This is a genomic window from Pedobacter sp. AC402, assembly GCF_979252805.1.
On the sequence record NZ_CEEDAI010000007.1, the window covers coordinates 198,986 to 214,809 of the forward strand.

Below are 15,824 nucleotides of genomic sequence, written 5' to 3' on the forward strand. Positions count from 1 at the left end.
ATTTGGAAGGGAACTGCCAGGAAAGGTTAAACCCGCCCATGATCGCCAGCCCGTGGCAATTCATAACCCAAAATTTTAGGGTCGGTTAAAGGTGCTGTGCCAATAAATGTATTTACATATTTGGTAAACGATGTTTTCGTTTGGCTCTGAGCATGATATATGCCCGCTACATTTAAAAATAAGCACAGGAAGATAAATTTGGTTAGCGATTTCATTTACATAAAACGTTTTAGTATGTACTATCAAATATATAAAATCTATTAAAATCCAACTTTAAATATCACAATAGTTACCAATTAAAGTTTTGATGTTCTTAATACCAATGCTTAAATAACTGAATATAATGCCAATTATCAATATGCTTTCCCATATGCAAATAACAGTACAATCACTTGATTATCTATATATTTGGATACACACTAATCAAATATTCTATGCTTTTTAAATCCAGGCAAATTATTCATTGCACTTTACTTTTGTTATTGGCCATTGGCTTTTCAAATGGTGTTTCCGCACAAAAGAAAACTATATCACCACTTTTACTTTGGGACGATAAGCCTGCAACAAAATGGATGACAGAAGCATATCCAATCGGAAACGGACGCATCGGCGGGATGATTTTTGGAGGTGTAAACCAGGATGATGTCCAGTTTAACGACAATACACTTTGGACAGGTGATGAAAACGACCGGGGGATGTATCAGGCCTTCGGTGATTTATTTATAGATTTTGATCAAAAAGATAAAAACTTTACTGCCTATAAACGTCAACTCAACCTTGCTGATGCCATACATTCCATCGGTTACACGCAAAATGGAACAAATTATAACCGTGAATATTTTTGCAGTTTTCCGGATAAAGTAATGGTTTTAAGGCTAACGGCTGATAAAAAAGCTGCTTACTCTGCTGTAATCAGGCTCAAAAATGCACATCAGGGCGATATTACGGTAAAAGGGAATACCATTGAGTTTACGGGTAAATTACCTAACGGAATGTCTTACCAGGCCACTGCCTTAGTTAAAATTGAAAATGGAAGCAGTCATTCGGTTAAAGATAATGACGGTGACAAATTAAAAGTAGATGGTGCCGATGCCATTACGATTATTTTAACCGGAGCGACAAATTACAGCAACAAACGCGAGCAAAATTGGAAAGGTGAAGAGCCAGGAACAAAAATAGAAACGATACTTAAACAAACGGCAACTAAATCTTATTCATCATTATTAAAAAACCACGTTCAGGATTATCAATCTTTATTTAACCGTGTTGCTATCACATTAGGTCATGCCGATTTAGCGCAAAATAAACTTCCAACCTACCAAAGGTTAATTGATTACAAAAAGAAGGCTGATTTGGGATTAGAATCTTTAATTTTTCAATATGGAAGGTACTTACTGATTAGTTCATCGCGAAAAGGTGGTTTACCGGCAAACCTTCAGGGCTTGTGGAATGAAAGCAACACGCCACCATGGGGAAGTGATTACCATTCGAACATCAATATCCAGATGAATTACTGGCTTGCCGAACCTACAAACCTTTCAGAGTGTCAAATCCCCTATCTTGATTACATTAACAGTATGCGGGAGGTAAGTGCTATCGCCACACGCAAACAATACCCTAATACAAGGGGCTGGACAGTTAAAACCGAGAACAATATTTTTGGTGGCATGAGCTTTTTATGGAATACACCTGGTAGCGCATGGTATGCACAGGCCCTTTGGGAACATTATGCTTTTACGAAAGACAAAAATTATTTAAAGAATTTTGCTTACCCGATTATAAAAGAAATCGCTGAGTTTTGGGATGATCATTTAAAAAGAAGACCAGATGGTACTTTGGTTTCGCCAATGGGCTGGTCGCCTGAGCATGGCCCTACTGAAGATGGTGTTACGCACGATCAACAGATTGTATATGATTTGTTTACCAACTACATTGAATCAGCCGAAATATTAGGAATAGATAAAGAATATAAACTACACATCGCCGATCTTAAAGCGCATTTACTGAAACCTAAAATTGGAAAATGGGGACAATTACAGGAGTGGGAAACCGATCGCGATGATCCGAAAGATCAGCACAGACACATCTCTCATCTTTTTGGCCTTCACCCTGGCAGGGAGATCAGTACCATTAAAACACCAGAACTGGCCAAAGCGGCACAAGTTATCTCTAACTGCCCGTGGCGACGAATCAACAGGCTGGTCTATGGCCTGGAAAATGAACTTCTGGGCAAGGTTACAGGATGGTAATCACGCCTACAAAATTTTACAGAATTTTATTACCCCGGTGGGCGGATCGGGTACTGATTACAATAAAGGTGGAGGAATTTATGCAAACCTTTTCTGTGCACATCCACCCTTCCAGATCGATGGAAATTTTGGATATACGGCGGGTATTTCGGAGATGTTATTACAAAGCCAGGCCGGAGAATTGCAGTTCTTACCTGCACTACCCGATAAATGGGATGAAGGAAGTATTCAGGGCTTAAGAGCAAGAGGCAATTTCGAAATCGCTAACCTGCAATGGAAAAGTGGTAAAATTGTGAAGTTATCCATCAAATCATTATCTGGTGAAGATTGCATAGTTAGAAGTCCGAATGCACTTAAAAGTAAGGGTATAGAAGAAAAGAAATCAGGAAAAGACTTTGTTTATAGTTTTAAAACGCAGGCAGGAAAAACATATAGTTTTGAATGAGAGGATAATTTACCTTAATTACTATTGCGGTATCTTCCGGCTAATGTAAACTAGCAGATTTGTTTAAGCTTTTTTACGATGATGTTTTTATGCTCCAGTTGAAATAGAAACATTAAAAATTCATCCGTTTCACTGATTTCGATACTTTTAATAATACCAGAATGCTGATTATCTGAAATTTCATCGCCAACCTTCAAATCTAAAAGGCTTGATGTTGGGAGGCTATCGCTAACAACGGTCATTTTTCTGAAGGTATGCTTAAAGTGAAACAGGTTTTTTCGGGCGTGGAAGAAACATCAAGGGTTCCTTTATGCGCACTTGCAATTTCTGAAGCAATATACAAACCAAGGCCTAACCCCTTTTGATTAGGTTCTACTTCGCCCCTCGAAAAAGGCTGAAATAAACGCTCCATAGCAGCAGCAGGAATTTGCTTGCCTTTATTTGCTACACACAGGTTAAATTCTTCTGCATTACTATATGCGGTAATTTCTACCGTAGAATCTGCCGGAGAATAATTTAAAGCATTGGCCAGCAGGTTAGAAAAAAGTTGTGCCAAACGCTTGCCATCGGCATTAACAGGATGATCTAGCGTAAAGTTCAGTTTAACGTTTCTTGAAGGCCAAATGGCTTGCAATTCATCTACCACCTGAACCAGCAATTTTTCCAAATCTTCATCTGGTGTTTTGTTAAGCGTAATGCCCTCACCTAAACGACCAGTAGCAAAATCGAGCATGTTCTCAATCAGCCCGTTCATTCTAAAAGATGAATCTTTAATAATTTTTGTAATCCGGCCACCCCGCTCATCTAAATTTAAACGGGATAGAAGCTGTGCACTGCTTGATATTGCATTTAGTGGGTTTCGTAAATCGTGACCTAAAATAGCAATAAACTGTTCTCTTAAAATTGCTACTTCCTGCTCTTTCTTTAATTTTTTTTCTGCCTGGGCAAGTTCTTCAAGCGCATCTAAATGAAATGCAATTAAATCGGCAAACATGGCAAACATGCCCGTAATTGTTGGATTTTTTAATTTAGCAGGCTTAGGGTCAATCGCGCAAAGCGTTCCGAAAAAATCACCGTTTTTTAACTTTATAGGTGTCGAAATATAACTTTGAAAGCCATATAATAAAGGCGTATGGTGGTGGTTAAATTCAGGGTCCTGATCTACATGATCGATCACAACAGATTGATGATGCTGCCTGATTTCGTTGCAAATCGTTGTTTCAAGATTTAGTTCGCCACCAACCTCAAGGCCAAAATTAATTTCATCAAGTACGGCACAGGCAATCCACTTATCAGAAGTTACCCTGGCAATAGCGGCAAAGCCCATACCAGTTGTTCGGCAAACAATTTCCAAAATATTGGCAACAGCGGGTATTTTGCCTATTGCCTCCATATCAGAGAGGATTAATTTATTAGAATTTTGCAATGTAGGGATGTATAATTTCGCCAATCTACGAATATTTCTTTTTTTAAAAAACTGTTGTTTAATCTTCTAACACTTGTTTTACACAAATTAATCCGTTTATTCCTAAATCGATTAAGTATTATATCAAAGTGAATAGAAGTTAATATAAAGTTACCAAATGATTACTGCATTCGCTAACCAAAATTAAAGCGTTTACCGTCTGATTGATCTGCTGGTTATATCCATAAATTCCTATCTGAAGATAAAATGAACTGATTTTGGCCGATTTATAAAACCTGTACGTCGACAATTAAGCTGCGTTGGTATAAAGTACCAATAATCACTGAAACGTTTTGTAACTGACAGCGTCTCATTATCAAACAATCACAAAATATTAATTAAAAATATAAACAACAATATTATGAAAACCGCTATCAAAACACTCGCAAAAACTTTATTCGCAGCAATCGTTTTAACTTCATCAATCTTTGTTACCAATGTAACAGCAAACGAAAAACAACCTGCTAAAATCTCTGCACCAAAAAACTTTAATAAAATTATGGTAAGTGGCAATGTAGAAGTTACACTTATTCAAAATGGAGCCGAAGGCATAACTTATAATGATGACAATACCGGAAAAGTAAAAGTTATACAGGATGGTTATAACCTTAAAATTTCTTCAGCAGATAAAGGCTTGGCAAAAGTTACCGTTTTTGTAAATGATATTTACCGCGTACAGGCATCAGATAATGTTGTGGTAAAAACAGCGGGTAAACTTGATGTAAAATATCTTCAGGTATTTTTAAAGGAAATGCTGTAGCTAAAATAAACTCCAATACAGAAAGCTTATATACCGTTATCGAAGATCATTCTGACCTTAAATTAAGCGGAGCAACACAAAACCATAACCTGGTAATGGGTAGAACACAAAAATTGGATTTAGATCGTTTTTCTGCTTCAAAAACAGAAATGAATACTCCTGAAACAATCTTACAAACCGCTTCTTTAAGTAAATAAAATCATATTATCCATAAAAAAAATAGGTGGTATCGTTAAGGTAGCACCTTTTTTTTGTTACATTAAAAAAGCATCAATTAGCGTTCTTCATGCCCGCCATAATGTTCAATCAGTAGATTTAAAATATTGGCAAGCACCGGATTATGATCATCAGCACGCCAATTAATAAATATATCAGTTTTAAAAGGCAAGGGAATAAACCGCAAACCCGGACTTTGATGAAAAAGATAAGAATCTGGTAAAATTGCGATTCCAAGCCCTCTCCTTACCAATGCTATAATTGTTGAACCAAATTCTGAGTGCAGAAATGCATCCGGTACGAAACCGTAAGACCTAAACAGGGAATGAATAATTTCGCTATAACTACTCCCCTCATCCCTGGTTGGCAGAATAAATTTTTCGTTGCGGAGGCTTTCGGCAGATAAATCTCCAAATGATTTTAATGCGTGTTCTTCCGGAACCACCAAAGCCAAATGGTCAGAATGCAATTTTCTCGAATTTATCCCCGCCTCACTATTAATGTCTCTGGTAATGGCCAGGTCAATTTTATAATTCTTTAAAAAATCCAGCTGATTCTCATATAAAACCTGCACCAGTTTAATTTGAAGTTGAGGAAATACCTGACTGATTTTAACCAGAATATCGGGCATTATAGACGCTGATATCGAATCAGGATGTGCGATGGTAATGGCACCACGTTCGCCTAAATGGATCTGTTTTGCAAACTGATGTATATAATCGAGCTCACTCAGCTCTACTTCCCATTTCTCTTTTAAAAACTGACCGGCTGGTGTGAGTTTAACATTTCTTTTATTCCGGTCAAAAAGCTGTAAGCCAAGTTCATTTTCGAGCGACTGGATCTGTCGGCTAAGCGCAGATTGTGTAATGTTAACTTTCTCTGCGGTTTTCCAGTAATGAAGCTGCTCTGAAAGTGCCAAAAAATATTTTATCCTCTGTAAATCCATTAATGCAATTTATGCATTAATAAATGAATAAATAGCATTTTAACACATTTAATAAGTAATTACATTCGTGCTATGGAAAATATCGAAATTGTTAGGGCAACACTTCAGGATGTAATAAAACTTCAGCAAATAGGCAAAACTACGTTTGGCCAAACCTTTGCCGAACTCAACAGTGAGGAAAATATGCAAAAATACCTTCAGGAAAGTTTTTCGATAGAAAAATTAAATCTGGAGCTCAGCAATAAAGATTCTGAAATATACTTTGCCATACTCAACAATAATATAATCGGTTATTTAAAGATTAATCTTAAAGAAGCTCAAACAGAAAAATTAGATCTGGATGCGCTTGAAATTGAGCGTATTTACGTCATTAAAGAATTCCACGGACAGAAGGTTGGTCAGTTACTTTATCAAAAAGCCATTGATCGTGCGCATCAGATAAGTGCATCATACGTATGGCTTGGTGTGTGGGAACAAAACGAAAGAGCGATAGGATTTTACACTAAAAACGGTTTTGAAACTTTTAGCAAGCATACCTTTTGGCTGGGTGATGATGAGCAGACGGACCTGATGATGAAAAAAGCTTTGGTATTAACCAGTGAATCGAAATCATAATGGAAAAGAAAAACACCTTTCTCATATTGTTGATATTTGGAACTGCCTTTTGGGGAATTTCCTTTTCTGTAACTAAACTCGCTATCGGACAAAATCCTTCTGCGCTCTTTTTATTTTACCGCTTCCTGCTGGCAACATTCGTTTTATCAATTATTTTTTGGAAACATGTAAAAAATCTGAATTTAACTGCCCTTAAAACCGGTGCTGGCTTGGCCATTCCGTTAATGCTCGGTATTTACTTACAAACGCTTGGTATAACGCATACCTCTGCATCACAATGTTCGTTCGTAGCTGGAATTACCGTAGTGATGATCCCCGTTTTTAAGTTGATCATTTACAAAAAAGCAGCTCCATTAAAAATATGGCTTGCTACGGTTGTAGCGCTTATTGGCTTGTCGATTATTTCGATTAAAGAGAACTTTAACATCGGTTCAGGCGATCTTTATACCATTGCTGGTGCGTTCTTCTTTGCAATATATTTAATTCAGATCGAACGGGAATCGAAAACCAGGGATATTATCCCAACCATTGTTCCCATGTTTGCAAGCTGCGCAATACTGACATTTTTATTAAGTGTGAACCAACAGAACATGATCTGGATTCCTCAGGAAAATACCTTTTGGATGGGCATTATTTTCTGCGCAATATTTTCAACCGCTTATATGTATACGATTTCGAATATCTCGCAAAAATACATTAGTGCCGAACGGGTTTCCATCATTTATCTTTTTGAACCTGTTTTTGGAGCGTTTGCAGCATATTTTATATTGGGTGAGCACATTACAACCCGGCTTATCATTGGAGGAGGCTTAATTTTTATGGCCACAATTATTTCAGAGATCAAGCTAAAATGGCGGGTAGCAGATGCAACCTAACTAAGTTGGAGCCATCCATTCCAAATAGGAACACCTGACGGGTATCAGGGCAAAATAATCCGGTTAACATGCAGCGGGGAGCTTATTTACAAAAAACAATTGTAGCGGTAGCAAATGATGATTTAAAGATTTTTAATTAAAACACAAAAAACTGCCTTCATTCAATAAAAATTTGGTCCATCTAATTGAAAAAAAGCAATATATAAATAGTTTTTACACACTTTTAATCTCCAATACCCTTAAGTTCAAACGAGTAACTGTTGTAATCCACAAACTGATCATCTTGATGGGTAACCAGAATAACAGTAGTTTGCTGTTCAGCAAAAAAATGGCTAAGTTTAGTAATCAACCTGCTTTTTAGTTCCTGATCAAGCGCGGCAAAGGGCTCATCCATTAAAAGCAATTTAGGCTTGGTTGATAATGCCCTCAGTATCGCAAGGCGTTGTTGTTGACCGCCAGACAGTTGTTTTGGTAGCCTGTTTTTCAGCTGAGTCATTTCTCCAAGTTCCAGCAAATGAGTAATGAAGCTGTCATCATCCGTTCCAAACTTAAGGTGCTTTTCTACCGTCATATTTGGAAAAAGCGCATAATCCTGAAAAACAAAACCAATTTGCCTATCTTGAACTTTTTTTGAAAAACCGCTTTTTTGATCAAACCATAACACATTTTCTACACTAACGGTTCCACTGTCTGGTAAAACCAATCCGGCAATAATTTTCAATAGTGTTGTTTTTCCTATTCCGGAAGGGCCTGCTATTCGGGTGATGGCGTTTAAATTAAAGGCTGTGTTTACTTTAAGTTCAAAATTGCCGTATCGCCCGTCGATTCTTTTTTCAATAGCAATCTTTATCATTCGAAAGGGCTTTTAATTGCATTTCTGTTAATCAAAAATACTGTAATTACGATGATAAAAGTTATAGCGAAGAGCACCAGTGCATATGAATTTGCTGAATGATAATCCATCGTTTCTACGGCGTCGTAAATGGCAATCGAGGCTACTTTGGTTTCTCCTGGTATGTTGCCGCCTATCATTAATACCACACCGAATTCGCCGAGAGTATGTGCAAATGTAAGCACCGCAGCAGTAAAAATAGATGGCTTAACATTTGGCAAAAGGACATAGAAAAACGTTTTTAGTTTTGATTTGCCCATTACATAAGATGCTTCTGCAAGCGACCTCGGTAGATGCGAAAATGCAGCCTTAATCGGACTTACCATAAATGGCAAACTGTAAATAATGGATGCAAATACCAGTCCTTTAAAAGAAAATACAAGCTGTAAATCGAAATACTGATGTAACCACTTGCCCAAACCATTATTTGGACTAAAAGCCAATAACAGGTAAAAGCCAAGCACAGAAGGTGGAAGCACGAGAGGCATGGTAATAAAAGCCTCAATAATGATCTTAAAAATAGTTTGTCTACGGGATAACCAATAGGCGATTGGAATACCGATGATGAGCAGAAAGATTGTTGTAATTATGGCTAGCCTGATGCTTAACCAAATCGGTTCCATATCCATTTTTTTCTATTTTGGCAGATGATAACCATTACTTGCTATTATTTTTCTCGCTGATGCCGATGAAAGATAATCATAAAATTTACTCGCTTTTGCTAAACCTGTGTTATTTGCATTAGCCAATAGGATAACAGCCTGTTCAATCTTGGCATAACTTTCCGGGATAATTCTTGTCCATTTAAGTTTGGTTTTATTGCTGTTTTCATATAAAAAAGCCTCAGTTGTAAAACCCATGCTTACTACAGCTGTTTGGAGATAGGTGTTTACCTGAGAGATACTTTCGGCAAATACCAATTTAGGCGCAATTTGACCATCCAGTTGGTAAAACTTTAGAGATTCTTGAGCAGCCCTTCCATATGGAGCAGTTTTTGGGTTCGCAATGGCGACTTTTTTAACCTGCTCACTTTTAATCATGGCCTGCCAGTTGCTGATATCACCATTAAAAGTACTGCAAACAATCAGGCTGCCAAGGGCATAAATTTTTGGTTTTTTGATTCCGTAACCTGCTTTAAAAAGTTTCTCCGGAAATTCGGTATCAGCTGAAAGAAAAAGATCATATGGTGCACCATTTATAATCTGCGCGGTTAATTTACCAGATGCTCCGATAATGGCTTCGGTTTCGATCCCTGTTTGTTTTTTAAAATCGAGCTGAAGTTTTTTGATCAGTCCTTGTGCATTGGCCGCTACGGCAATCCGCAATTTCTGAGCAGATGCACAGAAATGTACAGAAAGAAAAATCAACAATAAAAACCCAATGCGGACAATTTTAAATGGATTCATGTTTTTTAAAATTAACAATTTATAGGGAATGTTACTTTGCAAAGCCGATTTTAATGCTGGTTACCTGTTTTATACATCTTGCCGGCTTTGTCTCATTTTGCACAATAATTCTGAAAGGTCCATCAGCAACAGGAAGTGGTTTTTTATCCATTGTATCTGTTAAAATAATCTTATCATCAGAAAATTGTGGGTCTAATTCGGCCAGTGAAAAAATAATCCGATAACCATCGCTGGCCTCTACCATTACATATTTAGTTAAATTATTTCCCCTAAGCTCCTTCCCCATTGTTGCGCCCGCCTTTATGAGTAAATCGGTCAATAATACACCAGAATATTGATGGTCTTTATTATCACGATCTTTCCGAATTACTTCTACCCTTGGCATTTTGGCAAAATCTGCTAAAGTTAACACGAATGGTTTTGTAATTTCGCCGATAATTTTTACACTGGCTTCTTTCTTTAGCTGCGCATTGGCCAGGGATAAAAAGGAAACCGTAAATATCAGTTGCAGTAAAACTTTATTGAAATATTTTTTCATATTTAGCTTGTAAAAAGGATTCGAGAATTTGTGGTTGATCACAAAGGTAAAATCTGTGAGGTTATTTAAAAGATAAATGAACTATCTTTTTTAAACTTATGATTATTTAATCTGCCGTTTTTAGCTTTAAATGATGTGAAAGAAATCTTTTGCCAGTTGTTAAGAAAATAAAAAACTATTTTAGCATAAAAAGCACAAATCATAACGATAATATGTGTGTTTTTTAGCATTAAATTTTCTAAAGTTTCATTATATCCCGAACCTAAAAATTTTAGCCGTAAAAATCAGCTTTAAATCATATGAGCCATAATCTAAAAAAGTTTCTCTTAAAATCTGTCATTGTACTTGCTGTTATACACTTTGCCTATTTTATTTATGGATATTTTAAATTTGCGGGCATAAAAGAAATCAATATTTATACTGAATTTTATCGTTTTAAGTTTTATGATGACGTATCCATTTCCCATTTCTTTATAACGGGTTTATTTCTATTAACGGTTCTTATTTTATTAATTAGAAATCACACTAAACAAAAGTACTCTGCTAAAAATCTGCTTACTATCGGGACTGTTTTACTTCCTATAGTCTTACTATCCTTAACTTTCTTTATCAGTTATAGTTTCGGCTTAAATGCCAAGCTTAGGCAAGAATTACCTGTAGAAAAAATTCAACGCTGATAAAACTTTATTAAATGTTCTAAATCCTTTTTTATACCCTGGTTCTGCCTACAATTCAGAAACATTATTTAATGTAACCAATATTCTTTATCCAAAGCCCTACCCCGTGGTTGAGGTGAGGGACACTGTATTTTACGATTTAACCAATAAAGATTATTTTAGTCTGCAAACTGCATACTACAGCATCGATACCTTAAAAATGCTTACTTCTGATTATGAAAAGTTAAAGAGCGCGACCAGTTCTGCGTCCAGTTTTTTTGGCTTTGATCAGAAGGAAATACTGAAAAGAATTATTACAAAAACAGTTAGAAAAGACAGCACAGAAGTTATATTCAGAGGATCTGAAGCTAATCCGCAATATGATGACAACATTTGCATTTTTCTCGAAAACAAGATGTTGATCAGTCCGATTGAAGATCAAAATGTACCTAAACAGCAGCGGCAAAATGCCATACAACGGTATAGGTTACTTTATAAATTAAACAAGGATTCTTTATTGCAGTCTTTTAAAAAGCTTGATACACTATTTAAAAGATATAAGATTGAATCGTCTATTAATCCAACAGCTCTTACCCAGGATGTATTTCGTTTTCGGGATAAAGATCAGCAAGAGTTGAATCAGATCCGAAACAACTTTGATAGAAATGCCTTAATTGAAAAAGTCAAAATCCTGAACCGGCTTTTTTACCAGCCAAGTTATTTTCATTCGTCCATCAGAACGATTTTCTTCATCGTACTATTCTCAACATGGTTATTCGGATTTATAATTTTTGTATCTGTGAATTTATTACGAAAACCGAAACAACTTGAAGTTAATGAATTGAAATAGTGAGTTTTATATCCTAATATTATCTTTAGAATAAAGAAACTAATTTATTGGTGGTTATAATTTATTAGCAGAAATTGTCCTATCTATTTCCCAATACAAAACTTGGTAAAAATATTTTCTAATAAATCATCTGTTGTAACGGTACCGGTAATTTCACCAAGATAATGTAAAGCCTGCTTAATATCCATCGCTAAAAAGTCTGAAGTAACAGGATTATCCACATTGGCCAATACATTTTGTAAGGCATGTTCGGTTTGTTTAAGGGCTTCTACATGGCGGATGTTTGTTACCAAAGTTTCGCTGGTATTGATGTGGTGCAAATTCACCTGCTCCAGTAAAGTAATTTTCAATTCATCTATACCTTGTTTCTCTTTTGCAGAGATAAAAACCACATTTAACGCTTCGAAGGCTTTACGCTGGGCATCAGCAATCAAATCTGCTTTATTTACTAAAATTAAATATGGAATGGCCAATTGTTCCAAACCGCGTATTTGCTCTTCAATTTCTTCGATGCTTTGAGCGGCATCGGCCATATAAATAATTAGCTTAGCCTGCTTCATTTTTTCCAAAGTACGCTCAACGCCCAATGCCTCAATAATATCAGCAGTATCGCGGATTCCGGCCGTGTCGATAAAGCGAAAAACTATGCCTCCTATCGTTAATTCATCTTCAATGGTATCGCGTGTTGTACCTGCAATATCAGAAACAATTGCACGCTCTTCATTCAACAAAGCATTTAATAATGTCGATTTGCCAACATTCGGTTTACCGGCAATAACAATCGGAACGCCATTTTTTATTACGTTGCCCATTTCAAAAGAGGATATTAAGCGCTGTAATACATAGTTGATTTTATTAACCAGGGTTTTTAATTGCTCACGGTTGGCAAATTCTACATCCTCTTCGGCAAAATCCAATTCGAGCTCAATCATCGACGCGAAATGGATCAGTTGCTCACGTAATCCTTTTAATTCATTTGCAAAACCGCCGCGCATTTGTTGCATGGCTACATCATGCGAAGCTTTAGAGTTTGAAGCAATTAAATCTGCTACAGCTTCTGCCTGACTTAAATCGAAAGCACCATTTAAAAAAGCGCGTAAAGTAAATTCGCCAGGCTTGGCGGCACGTGCACCTTTACTTATCAACAAGTTAATAATCTGTTGAATAATATAATTAGAACCATGGCATGAAATCTCAACCACATTTTCTTTTGTATAGGATTTTGGCGCAACAAATAATCCTGCAACTACTTCATCAACAATATGATCGACATCCTTAACTAAACCAAAATGTAAAGTATGTGAAGCTTGCTTTTCTAAATCTTTTCCGGCAAAAACGGTATTGGTTAAAGAAATAGCCTCCGGACCAGATAAACGGATAACGCCAATGGCCCCAGAACCTGAAGGAGTTGATAGAGCAATAATGGTATCTTGATTGTACATGCGGTATTTTTAAAGCTGCAAAAATAAGCCTAATCAAGGGTATTATCGTGTGAGAGAAGTAATTTTTTTTATTGTCGACTCATTAGTTAATGGTATAATTGGTTAATTGCTCCTCATTGCTTCACCTATAGGTAAAGTAAGTGGTAATCAATTAAATTATAAAATATACACACCTAGCATTAGGCTTAGCCTGTCAACAGTCGCCAAACCCCTAAACCCTGATGCTAAACCAACTAATTAAAACTTTTTCACAACAATGGTGTTTAAAACTGAAATCAGACTAAGCTTTTTATGACTAACAATTTACCACTAACCGTTAAACGATCTATTGAGTTAATGGGCCTAATGGCTATTGTAGCGGTTATGGTAATCGGACGGGATATTATCATGCCAATGTTAATGGCCTTTTTCATTAGCATTATGCTCTTACCTGTTTACCGTTTTTTAAAAAGGAAGAAAATCCCCGAATCGTTTTCCATTATTATATCAATTTTGTTGGTTGCGCTTTTTGTTGGACTAATTGTTTGGTTTTTTTCCAATCAGATTGGCATTTTAGTTAAAGATTTCCCTCAAATAAAAGCCAATGTCACCCAGCATATCAATTCGTTAAGCGATTGGATCAGTAGAATTACCCACTATAACGATAAACAGCAAAAAGCATTTATACAAGACAAAAGCGACGATTTAATGAATATGGGCACCTCGCTTGCTGGTGGTGCAGCTGTAACGCTAAGTGGCATTTTTGTATTTATAGGTTTATTACCCATCTATATTTACCTGATGCTTTTTTATAAAGACATTTTATTGCGCTTCATTTTTATGTGGTTTAAAACCGACGATCACCCTAAAGTTAAAGAAGCGATTTACGAAACAGAATCCATTATCAAAAGCTATTTAATCGGACTCCTGATTCAAATCACCTATATGACGATTTTATTGGGTGGTATATTGATGCTGATTGGCATTAAACATGCGCTTTTAATAGGTGTTATTTTTGCCATCTTAAACCTGATCCCTTATGTGGGTGCATTAATTGGTAATGTAATTGGTGTATTGCTTACCCTAACCTCCTCACAAGAATTGTGGCCGGTGGTTACAGTTTTAGGTGTAATTGCTTTTGTTCAGTTTCTGGATAACAATATATTGATGCCTAGGATTGTAGGCTCAAAAGTAAAAATCAATGCACTCTTTGCCATTCTAGGCGTGTTTATCGGTGGAAGTATAGCTGGTATTTCCGGGATGTTCCTCGCGCTCCCAATTGTGGCGGTATTAAAAATTATTTTCGACCGTACTGAATCATTTAAACAATGGGGCGTGCTGCTTGGTGATGAACGGCCCGCTAGAAGCCCAATGACTTTTCCAATCTTTAGAAAAAGGAAACCTGTGGCAACTAAAACTGGGATTGAGAAGGATAGCTGATGTTTTATAGCTGATCGTCAATGGTTTATAGTTAATTGTTGATAGTTGAGAGTAAATGGCTAATAGTTAATAGTCAATAGTTTATAGTCAATTGTTGATTGTTCATAAAATGAAAAAGCATCGCTGGTTTAATCTAGCGATGCTTTTTTGGATATGCTATTTTTATTGAAAGGATGATTTGTGAAAAATCTGATCTTTAATTATTTATCTCTGTACTTCCATTATAATATCCAGACTTTAACAATATCATAGGCAAACCTTAAAATCGTTCCGAAAACTACAATCAGGAAAAATACCCTGATAAACTTATTCCCTTTTAACAAAGCTAATTTCGTCCCAAAAAAAGCACCTGTTAAGTTAAAAATAGCCATAGGAATTGCGTATTGAAACAGAATATGTCCGGTAGAACTGAAATAGATAATTGCTGCTAAATTTGTGGCCATATTTACAATTTTTGCATGTGCACTGGCCCCGATAAAATCAAATCCCAATACCGCTATAAATACTAAAATAAGAAAAGAGCCCGTCCCCGGCCCGATTAATCCATCGTAAAAACCAATCACTATCCCAAACAAACCCGCCATTAATACCTGTTTTTTAACAGAATGATCTTTTACCTGATGTATACCGAATTGTTTATTAAAGTAGGTATAAAGTGCAACCAAAATTAGCACAACGAGGATTACAGGTTTGATGACCGAATTATCGATCCTGCTCACCAGAAATGCACCCAAAAGCGCAGCACAAAATGCAGTAAGCACACAAGCGGTAAGTACCTTATAATTAAAACGGACCTGTTTAGAATATTTAAATGCTGCAAGCGTGGTACCTGCTAAAGAGGGAATTTTTGTAGTTCCTAAAAGGGTTGCTACAGGATAATGGGGTAAAATAAGCAAAATGGCGGGAGTTTGTAATAAACCGCCGCCACCTACAATAGCATCTATAAATCCGGCAGCAAACGCCACCAGACAGAGTAATATCAATTCGTACATCACAGAACTAGATTTTTAATATAGTAAGATTCTATGCGCACATCCATAATCTCTTCTC

Annotated in this window: 17 protein-coding genes and 1 pseudogene; 8 read left to right on the top strand and 10 right to left on the bottom strand. The window is 36.4% G+C overall.

Annotated features, from left to right (window positions below; genetic code table 11):
- Positions 1 to 26: 26 nt before the first annotated feature.
- Complete coding sequence (locus AC0IWE_RS07400; protein WP_471792560.1) at positions 27 to 215, bottom strand: hypothetical protein; 189 nt, start codon at positions 213 to 215, stop codon at positions 27 to 29.
- A 219-nt stretch (positions 216 to 434) separates the two neighbouring features.
- Here AC0IWE_RS07400 and AC0IWE_RS07405 point away from each other — a divergent pair, with 219 nt between their 5' ends.
- From AC0IWE_RS07405 to AC0IWE_RS07415, 3 genes and pseudogenes are all read left to right on the top strand, one after another.
- Positions 435 to 2,249: a glycoside hydrolase family 95 protein gene (locus tag AC0IWE_RS07405; protein ID WP_471792561.1), complete on the top strand. Its 1,815-nt coding sequence runs from the start codon at positions 435 to 437 to the stop codon at positions 2,247 to 2,249.
- Positions 2,200 to 2,349 (top strand): annotated as a pseudogene (locus AC0IWE_RS07410) (glycosyl hydrolase family 95 catalytic domain-containing protein); the annotation flags it as partial. The gene AC0IWE_RS07405 and the pseudogene AC0IWE_RS07410, both read left to right, overlap by 50 nt.
- Positions 2,326 to 2,694 carry a glycoside hydrolase family 95-like protein gene (locus tag AC0IWE_RS07415; protein ID WP_471792831.1) on the top strand — a complete coding sequence of 123 codons (369 nt, stop codon included), beginning with the start codon at positions 2,326 to 2,328 and terminating at the stop codon, positions 2,692 to 2,694. The pseudogene AC0IWE_RS07410 and the gene AC0IWE_RS07415, both read left to right, overlap by 24 nt.
- Before the next feature lie 50 nt (positions 2,695 to 2,744).
- Here the strand turns inward: AC0IWE_RS07415 and AC0IWE_RS07420 are convergent, their stop codons facing one another.
- Together AC0IWE_RS07420 and AC0IWE_RS07425 are read right to left on the bottom strand one after the other, a co-directional pair.
- Complete coding sequence (locus tag AC0IWE_RS07420) at positions 2,745 to 2,936, bottom strand: hypothetical protein (RefSeq protein ID WP_471792562.1); 192 nt, start codon at positions 2,934 to 2,936, stop codon at positions 2,745 to 2,747.
- Positions 2,933 to 4,087 (bottom strand): GAF domain-containing sensor histidine kinase, encoded by a 1,155-nt coding sequence (locus tag AC0IWE_RS07425; RefSeq protein WP_055910297.1) that lies wholly within the window; start codon positions 4,085 to 4,087, stop codon positions 2,933 to 2,935. Before AC0IWE_RS07425 ends, AC0IWE_RS07420 begins: the two co-directional genes overlap by 4 nt.
- 433 nt (positions 4,088 to 4,520) lie before the next feature.
- Here AC0IWE_RS07425 and AC0IWE_RS07430 point away from each other — a divergent pair, with 433 nt between their 5' ends.
- Complete coding sequence (locus AC0IWE_RS07430) at positions 4,521 to 4,919, top strand: hypothetical protein (RefSeq protein ID WP_471792563.1); 399 nt, start codon at positions 4,521 to 4,523, stop codon at positions 4,917 to 4,919.
- A 274-nt stretch (positions 4,920 to 5,193) separates the two neighbouring features.
- On the opposite strand, the gene AC0IWE_RS07435 is transcribed toward AC0IWE_RS07430, so the two are convergent.
- Positions 5,194 to 6,081, bottom strand: coding sequence for a LysR substrate-binding domain-containing protein (locus AC0IWE_RS07435; protein ID WP_471792564.1), 888 nt, complete (start codon positions 6,079 to 6,081; stop codon positions 5,194 to 5,196).
- A 72-nt stretch (positions 6,082 to 6,153) separates the two neighbouring features.
- Between AC0IWE_RS07435 and AC0IWE_RS07440 the strand changes: the two genes are divergently transcribed.
- Both AC0IWE_RS07440 and AC0IWE_RS07445 read left to right on the top strand, forming a co-directional pair.
- Positions 6,154 to 6,696 (top strand): GNAT family N-acetyltransferase, encoded by a 543-nt coding sequence (locus tag AC0IWE_RS07440; RefSeq protein ID WP_471792565.1) that lies wholly within the window; start codon positions 6,154 to 6,156, stop codon positions 6,694 to 6,696.
- A complete protein-coding gene (locus tag AC0IWE_RS07445; protein WP_471792566.1) occupies positions 6,696 to 7,571 on the top strand; it encodes a DMT family transporter in 876 nt (291 codons plus the stop codon). Before AC0IWE_RS07440 ends, AC0IWE_RS07445 begins: the two co-directional genes overlap by 1 nt.
- 223 nt (positions 7,572 to 7,794) lie before the next feature.
- Here the strand turns inward: AC0IWE_RS07445 and AC0IWE_RS07450 are convergent, their stop codons facing one another.
- From AC0IWE_RS07450 to AC0IWE_RS07465, 4 genes are read right to left on the bottom strand one after another with little or no spacing between them, the layout of a single operon-like run.
- On the bottom strand, positions 7,795 to 8,424 hold the full coding sequence (locus AC0IWE_RS07450; RefSeq protein ID WP_471792567.1) for an ATP-binding cassette domain-containing protein: 630 nt from the start codon (positions 8,422 to 8,424) through the stop codon (positions 7,795 to 7,797).
- A complete protein-coding gene (modB, locus tag AC0IWE_RS07455) occupies positions 8,421 to 9,086 on the bottom strand; it encodes a molybdate ABC transporter permease subunit (protein WP_471792568.1) in 666 nt (221 codons plus the stop codon). Before modB ends, AC0IWE_RS07450 begins: the two co-directional genes overlap by 4 nt.
- Before the next feature lie 12 nt (positions 9,087 to 9,098).
- A complete protein-coding gene (gene modA, locus AC0IWE_RS07460; RefSeq protein ID WP_471792569.1) occupies positions 9,099 to 9,869 on the bottom strand; it encodes a molybdate ABC transporter substrate-binding protein in 771 nt (256 codons plus the stop codon).
- 31 nt (positions 9,870 to 9,900) lie between these two features.
- The gene (locus AC0IWE_RS07465) at positions 9,901 to 10,407 is read right to left on the bottom strand and encodes a molybdopterin-dependent oxidoreductase (protein ID WP_471792570.1); all 507 of its coding nucleotides are present in this window, start codon (positions 10,405 to 10,407) and stop codon (positions 9,901 to 9,903) included.
- A gap of 876 nt (positions 10,408 to 11,283) precedes the next feature.
- On the opposite strand from AC0IWE_RS07465, the gene AC0IWE_RS07470 reads away from it, so the two are divergent.
- A complete protein-coding gene (locus AC0IWE_RS07470; RefSeq protein ID WP_471792571.1) occupies positions 11,284 to 11,913 on the top strand; it encodes a hypothetical protein in 630 nt (209 codons plus the stop codon).
- A gap of 83 nt (positions 11,914 to 11,996) precedes the next feature.
- Here the strand turns inward: AC0IWE_RS07470 and mnmE are convergent, their stop codons facing one another.
- On the bottom strand, positions 11,997 to 13,355 hold the full coding sequence (mnmE, locus tag AC0IWE_RS07475; RefSeq protein WP_471792572.1) for a tRNA uridine-5-carboxymethylaminomethyl(34) synthesis GTPase MnmE: 1,359 nt from the start codon (positions 13,353 to 13,355) through the stop codon (positions 11,997 to 11,999).
- Between the two features lie 291 nt (positions 13,356 to 13,646).
- On the opposite strand from mnmE, the gene AC0IWE_RS07480 reads away from it, so the two are divergent.
- Positions 13,647 to 14,774, top strand: coding sequence for an AI-2E family transporter (locus AC0IWE_RS07480; protein ID WP_055910267.1), 1,128 nt, complete (start codon positions 13,647 to 13,649; stop codon positions 14,772 to 14,774).
- A 221-nt stretch (positions 14,775 to 14,995) separates the two neighbouring features.
- On the opposite strand, the gene AC0IWE_RS07485 is transcribed toward AC0IWE_RS07480, so the two are convergent.
- Positions 14,996 to 15,766: a sulfite exporter TauE/SafE family protein gene (locus AC0IWE_RS07485; protein ID WP_471792573.1), complete on the bottom strand. Its 771-nt coding sequence runs from the start codon at positions 15,764 to 15,766 to the stop codon at positions 14,996 to 14,998.
- Positions 15,767 to 15,824: the final 58 nt, after the last annotated feature.